The 5,156-nt window shown below is 63.4% G+C and carries 5 protein-coding genes and 1 pseudogene; 1 reads left to right on the forward strand and 5 read right to left on the reverse strand.

All coding sequences use genetic code 11. From position 1 onward, the window contains the following. Positions 1-327 (forward strand): annotated as a pseudogene (locus tag MOV75_RS26700) (acyl-CoA synthetase); the annotation flags it as partial. Between the two features lie 90 nt (positions 328-417). Here MOV75_RS26700 and MOV75_RS26705 read toward each other — a convergent pair. The 5 genes from MOV75_RS26705 to MOV75_RS26725 form a co-directional block, all read right to left on the reverse strand. Beyond that, a complete protein-coding gene (locus tag MOV75_RS26705; RefSeq protein ID WP_246929203.1) occupies positions 418-1,395 on the reverse strand; it encodes a TRAP transporter substrate-binding protein in 978 nt (325 codons plus the stop codon). A 38-nt stretch (positions 1,396-1,433) separates the two neighbouring features. Next, positions 1,434-2,747, reverse strand: coding sequence for a TRAP transporter large permease (locus tag MOV75_RS26710; protein ID WP_246929202.1), 1,314 nt, complete (start codon positions 2,745-2,747; stop codon positions 1,434-1,436). Between the two features lie 2 nt (positions 2,748-2,749). Beyond that, positions 2,750-3,331 (reverse strand): TRAP transporter small permease, encoded by a 582-nt coding sequence (locus MOV75_RS26715; protein WP_246929201.1) that lies wholly within the window; start codon positions 3,329-3,331, stop codon positions 2,750-2,752. A gap of 169 nt (positions 3,332-3,500) precedes the next feature. Further along, complete coding sequence (locus MOV75_RS26720) at positions 3,501-4,298, reverse strand: MBL fold metallo-hydrolase (RefSeq protein WP_246929200.1); 798 nt, start codon at positions 4,296-4,298, stop codon at positions 3,501-3,503. 13 nt (positions 4,299-4,311) lie between these two features. Beyond that, positions 4,312-5,088, reverse strand: coding sequence for a TatD family hydrolase (locus tag MOV75_RS26725; RefSeq protein ID WP_246929199.1), 777 nt, complete (start codon positions 5,086-5,088; stop codon positions 4,312-4,314). Positions 5,089-5,156 lie beyond the last annotated feature (68 nt).

The raw sequence follows: 5,156 nt of genomic DNA on the forward strand, positions 1-5,156 counted from the left end.
TCCAAGGACATCATCATTTCCGGGGGCGAGAACATCTCCTCCGTCGAGGTCGAGGACATCCTCTACAAGCACCCGGCCGTGCTGTTCGCCGCCGTGGTCGCAAAGCCCGATCCGAAATGGGGCGAAGTGCCCTGCGCCTTCGTCGAGCTGAAGGACGGCGCCAGCGCGAGCGAAGCCGACATCATCGCGTTCTGCCGCAGCCACATGTCGGGCTTCAAGACGCCGAAGGCCGTCGTGTTCGGGCCCATCCCGAAGACGTCAACCGGGAAGATCCAGAAATTCCTGCTGCGCAACGAGGTTGGTTCGGCGAAGGCGATTACGGCCTAGATCTGCAGGGCGTGCGAAGGCTGTCTCGATATCGAGGGAGAGACTTCCGCCCACACGCCGGAAGGCGGCGGGCGGAAGGCCTCGCCGGTCTCACATCTTCTTGTAGGCGTCGACCACCGCCTGGCCGTCGGCTCCCGCCTTCTTGAGCCAGTCCGCCGTGAGCTGTTCGCCGATCTTCTGGAAGCCGGCCTTGAGCGCCGGGCTCGGCGGCTCGACGGCCATGCCTTTCGCCTTGAGCTGATCGATGTACCAGGTGCTCTTGTCCTGCCAGGCTTTCCAGCCGCGGGTCTCCGCCGTTGCCGCCGCCTTGAGGATGGCCTCCTGGGTCGGCTTGTCGAGCGCATCGAACGCGGCCTTGTTGACGAAGGTGTAGTCCTTGGGAATCCAGGCCTGCACGTCGTAGAAGTACTTCAGCGACTCCCAGGCCTTGGCGTCGTAGCCCGTCCCGCCCGACGACATGAAGGAATTCACCACGCCGGTCGCCAGCGCCTGCGGCAGCTCCGCGGCCTGGATCGTGACCGACTGCGCGCCGACCAACTCGCCAATGCGCGCGGTTCCAACATTGTAGGCTCGCCATTTCAGGCCCTTCATGTCGTCGATCGAGGCGAGCGGCTTGTTGACGTAGACGCCTTGCGGCGCCCACGGCACGACGAACAGCAGCTTGAGACCCTGCGCGTCCAGCTTCTTGGCGATCGACGGCTTGGAAGCCTGATACAGCTTCATCGCGTCCGGGAAGCTGGTCGCGAGGAACGGCACGACGTCGATGCCGAACAGCGGATCCTCATTCTCGTGGATCGAGAGCAGCACCTCGCCGATCTGCGCTTGCCCGGTCATCACCGCGCGCTTGATGTCCGGCGCCTTGAACAGCGAGGCGCCCGGATGAACCGTGATCAGGAGCTTTCCGGACGTGGCGGCTTCGACGTCCTTGGCGAAGGCGACGAGGTTTTCGGAGTGCGGATTGTCCGCTGGATACGCTGCCGGCAGATTCCATTTGGTCTGGGCCAAAGCGGGTGTCGCAGCCGCCACGACGCCGGCGATCAAGCATGCGCGGAATAAACGAGACATCATCGGACTTCTCCTCACTGTATTCTGAAAACCAGGTGCGATCAGTCTGGGAAAGCGAGCTTGGGCAGAAACATCACGATTTGCGGATACTCAGTGATGATGAACACGGCGGCCAGCAGCAGGACGAAGAACGGGAACGCCGCTCGCGCGACAGTGAAAGTGTCGCGCCCGCTCATGTTCTGCAGCACGAACAGATTGAAGCCGACCGGCGGCGTGATCTGCGCCATCTCGACATGGATGATGAGGTAGACGCCGAACCAGACCAGGTCGAGACCGGCCTGCTTGACCATCGGCAGCACAATGACGGCAGTCAGGACGATCATCGAGATGCCGTCGATCAGACAACCGAGAATGATGTACATGATGCTGAGATACAGCGCGAGCATGCCCGGCGTGAGCTGCTGCCCCTGGACCCAGGTGGCGAGCGCGGCCGGAATGCCGGTATAGGCCATCGCGGCCGTGGTGTAGGCCGCGCCCGCCAGGATCAGCATGATCATGCAGGTCAGGCGCGTCGCGCTCATGATGCTCTCGACGAAGTTCTTGCGCGTCAGCGTGCCGCTCCACCACGCCAGCAGGAGCGCGCCTGAGACGCCCCATGCGGCGCATTCCGTGGCGGTCGCGAAACCCAGCACGAGCGAGAGGAAAACTGCCAGGATCAGCAGCAGACAGGGCGCAAGCTTGGCCGACTCGCGGAGCTTCTGCCGGAATGGCATCGGGGGATCGCGCGGCGGAATCTTCGTCGGATTGAGCAGCGACCAGATGATGATGTAGCCGGAATAGAGCACGATCACGAGCAATCCCGGCAGAAAGCCGCCGAGAAACACTTGAAGCACGGAGACGTTCGCCGTAACCGCGTAAACCACCATCGGGATCGAGGGCGGAATCAACAGGCCGAGCGTGCCGGAGCCCGCGAGTGATCCGAGGCTCAGGCCCTTGTCGTAGCCGCGCTTGTCGAGCTCCGGCAGTGCGATCTTGCCGATCGTTGCACAGGTCGCCGCCGACGAGCCCGACACCGCCGCAAAGATTCCGCAGCCGATGACGTTCACATGCGTGAGCCGTCCCGGCAGCCACTGCACCCAGGGCGAAAGTCCCCGGAACATCTCCTCCGACAATTTGGTGCGGAACAGAATCTCTCCCATCCAGATGAACAGCGGCAGCGCCGCCAGCGTCCAGGACGAGCTGGCGCTCCAGGTGGTGGTGGCGAGCACCGCGCCGAGCGGCAGGCTGGTGGTCAGCGCCATTGCCACGAAGCCGACGAGCCCGAGCGAAACCGCGATCCAGACGCCGCTTCCCAGCAGCAGGATCATGACGACGAGCAGGACGAATGACAGCTCGATCATGCCGAGATTGGCCATGGTCAACCTCCGCCGCCCTGCGAGATGCGCTCGATGAACTCGTCCGGCGTTTCATCCGGCGAGCCCTTCTCGTAGCTCGGCCGGTTGCCACCGATGACACTGATCATTTCATCGACGAGCGCGATCGACAGGATCGCAAGTCCGCCGGCGAAACCGAGCTGCGGAATCCAGAGCGGAAGCGCGACGACGCCCTGCGCCACATCGTTGAAGCGCCAGGAATCGTAGGTCATCTGCACGGCATACCAGGTGAAATACAGGATGAAAGCGGTGGCGATACCGAGCGCCACGATCTCCGCGATCTGCTTGGTCCGCCCGTGCAGCTGTTCCAGCAGCAGGCCGACACGGATCATCTCTCCGCGCTTGAAGGTGTGCGCAAGGCCGAGGAACGCCATCGCGGCCATGCACCAGGACGCGAAATCATCGCCGGCGGGAATGTTGATCGCAAATTGGCGCCCGACCGACATGGCCATCATGATCGCGAAGATCGCAACCAGGAAGACGCCCGCTGCGTAGCCTGCTCCGAGATAGAGGAGATCCAGAGCGCGGCGCACCAGTCCCCCAGCCGATACATGATCCCCTGTCACGCGCCCCCCATCCTCAACACGAGGCGATCCGGCGGTCACATAGTGCTCGCCGCCTGTCCTGCTTCAATATCGCCCTTGCCTAACACCTGTCTTTCAGACGTTAGATCAACATGATGCAGCCGATGCAAGCAAGGAGTCTGCCGGCTCACGGCGGAATTCTACCGCCGATTCAGTGCGTCTCCAGCCGGAGCCCGTCAAAAGCGGGCACGACGCCGGCGGGCAGCGATTGCCGGATCACCTCGTAATCCACGTCGGCCGTCATATTGGTGATGACCGCGCGCTTCGGCTTGAACCGTTCGATCCAGGACAGCGCGTCGTTGATGCTGAAATGGCTGACATGGCCAGTGTAGCGCAGGCCGTCGACGATCCAGAGGTCCAGATTTTCCAATGCGCCCCAGCTCTCGCGCGGGATGTCGTTGAGGTCGGGTGTGTAGGCCGCATTCCCGATGCGATAGCCGAGTGCGGGAATGTTGCCATGCTGGACCAGAAAGGCCGTCATCGTCACGGCGCCGCCCTTCCCCAGAATGGTCTGGCTTCCGCCCGCTTCGATCGAATGCCGCGTCAGGATCGGCGGATAGTCGCTGCCCTCCGGCGAGATGAAGCAATAGGAGAACCGCGACAGGATATCCTTGGCGGTCGACTGGTTGAAGTAGGTCGGGATACGACGTCGCATATGCATGACGACCGAACGCAGATCGTCCATGCCGTGGGTCTGATCGGCGTGTTCATGCGTCAAGAACACCGCGTCGATGTGATCGACATTGGTTGAGAGCAATTGCTCGCGCAGGTCCGGCGAGGTGTCGATCACGATGCGTGTGGTGCCGTGCTCGGAGGTCCGTTCGACCAGCAGCGAGCAGCGGCGACGGCGGTTCTTGGGATTGTTGGGGTCGCAGGCGCCCCAGCCGAGCGCCGGGCGCGGCACGCCGGCGGAGGAGCCGCAGCCCAGGATCGTCAGCGTCAGCGTCATGCGGCTCCCAGTTTCAAGCTTTCACCTTCGAGAACAGACGGAAGAAGTTTTCGCTGGTCTGGCGCGAAATCTCGTCAAACGAAACGCCGCGAGTCTCGGCCAGCACCTTTGCGACCTCGACCACATAAGCCGGTTCGTTCCGCTTGCCCCGGAACTTGCCCGGCGCAAGATAGGGCGAGTCGGTTTCGACCAGGATCCGATCGGACGGCAGCTCGGCCGCGAGCGCCCGCAAGGTCTCCGACTTCTTGAAGGTCAGGATTCCCGTGAAACCGATATAGAGCCCGAGCGACACCGCCTTCAGCGCCAGCTCACGTCCGCCCGTGTAACAATGCAGCACGGCGCGAAACGGTCCGTTTGCCACCTCGTCTTCCAGGATGCGGGCGCAGTCCTCGTCGGCTTCGCGGGTGTGGATCACCAGCGGCAGGCCGGTGGTGCGGGCGGCGGCGATGTGGGCGCGAAACCCCCTCGCCTGCGCCTCCGGCGCGCCATTGTCGTAGAAATAGTCGAGCCCGGCCTCGCCGAGCGCGACGACCTTGGGATGCTCCGTCAACGCCACCAGCTCGTCCGGTGCGATTCCGTCTTCCTCATCCGCGTTGTGCGGATGGGTGCCGACCGAGCAATAGACGTCGTCATAGCGTTCGGCGATGGCGAGAAGCTGATTCAGCTTTCGCACCCGCGTGGAGATCGTCACCATCCGGCCGATGCCGGCCGCACGGGCCCGCGACACGATCCCGTCGAGATCTTCCGCAAAGTCCGGAAAGTCCAGATGGCAGTGGCTGTCGACCAGCATCGCGCGAACGCCTTCAGGCCGCCGGCTCGACGTAGCGCGGGAACGCCGGGGTCGGCGCCGGCAGCGTC

Source organism: Bradyrhizobium sp. PRIMUS42, from assembly GCF_023006515.1.
Classification (GTDB): Bacteria; Pseudomonadota; Alphaproteobacteria; order Rhizobiales; family Xanthobacteraceae; genus Bradyrhizobium.

What these genes read in the sequence shown, in the direction of transcription:
- MOV75_RS26705 (WP_246929203.1), bottom strand. Translation starts at nt 1,395, where the DNA reads ATGATGTCTCGTTTATTCCGCGCATGCTTGATCGCCGGCGTCGTGGCG.
- MOV75_RS26710 (WP_246929202.1), bottom strand. Translation starts at nt 2,747, where the DNA reads ATGGCCAATCTCGGCATGATCGAGCTGTCATTCGTCCTGCTCGTCGTC.
- MOV75_RS26720 (WP_246929200.1), bottom strand. Translation starts at nt 4,298, where the DNA reads ATGACGCTGACGCTGACGATCCTGGGCTGCGGCTCCTCCGCCGGCGTG.
- MOV75_RS26725 (WP_246929199.1), bottom strand. Translation starts at nt 5,088, where the DNA reads ATGCTGGTCGACAGCCACTGCCATCTGGACTTTCCGGACTTTGCGGAA.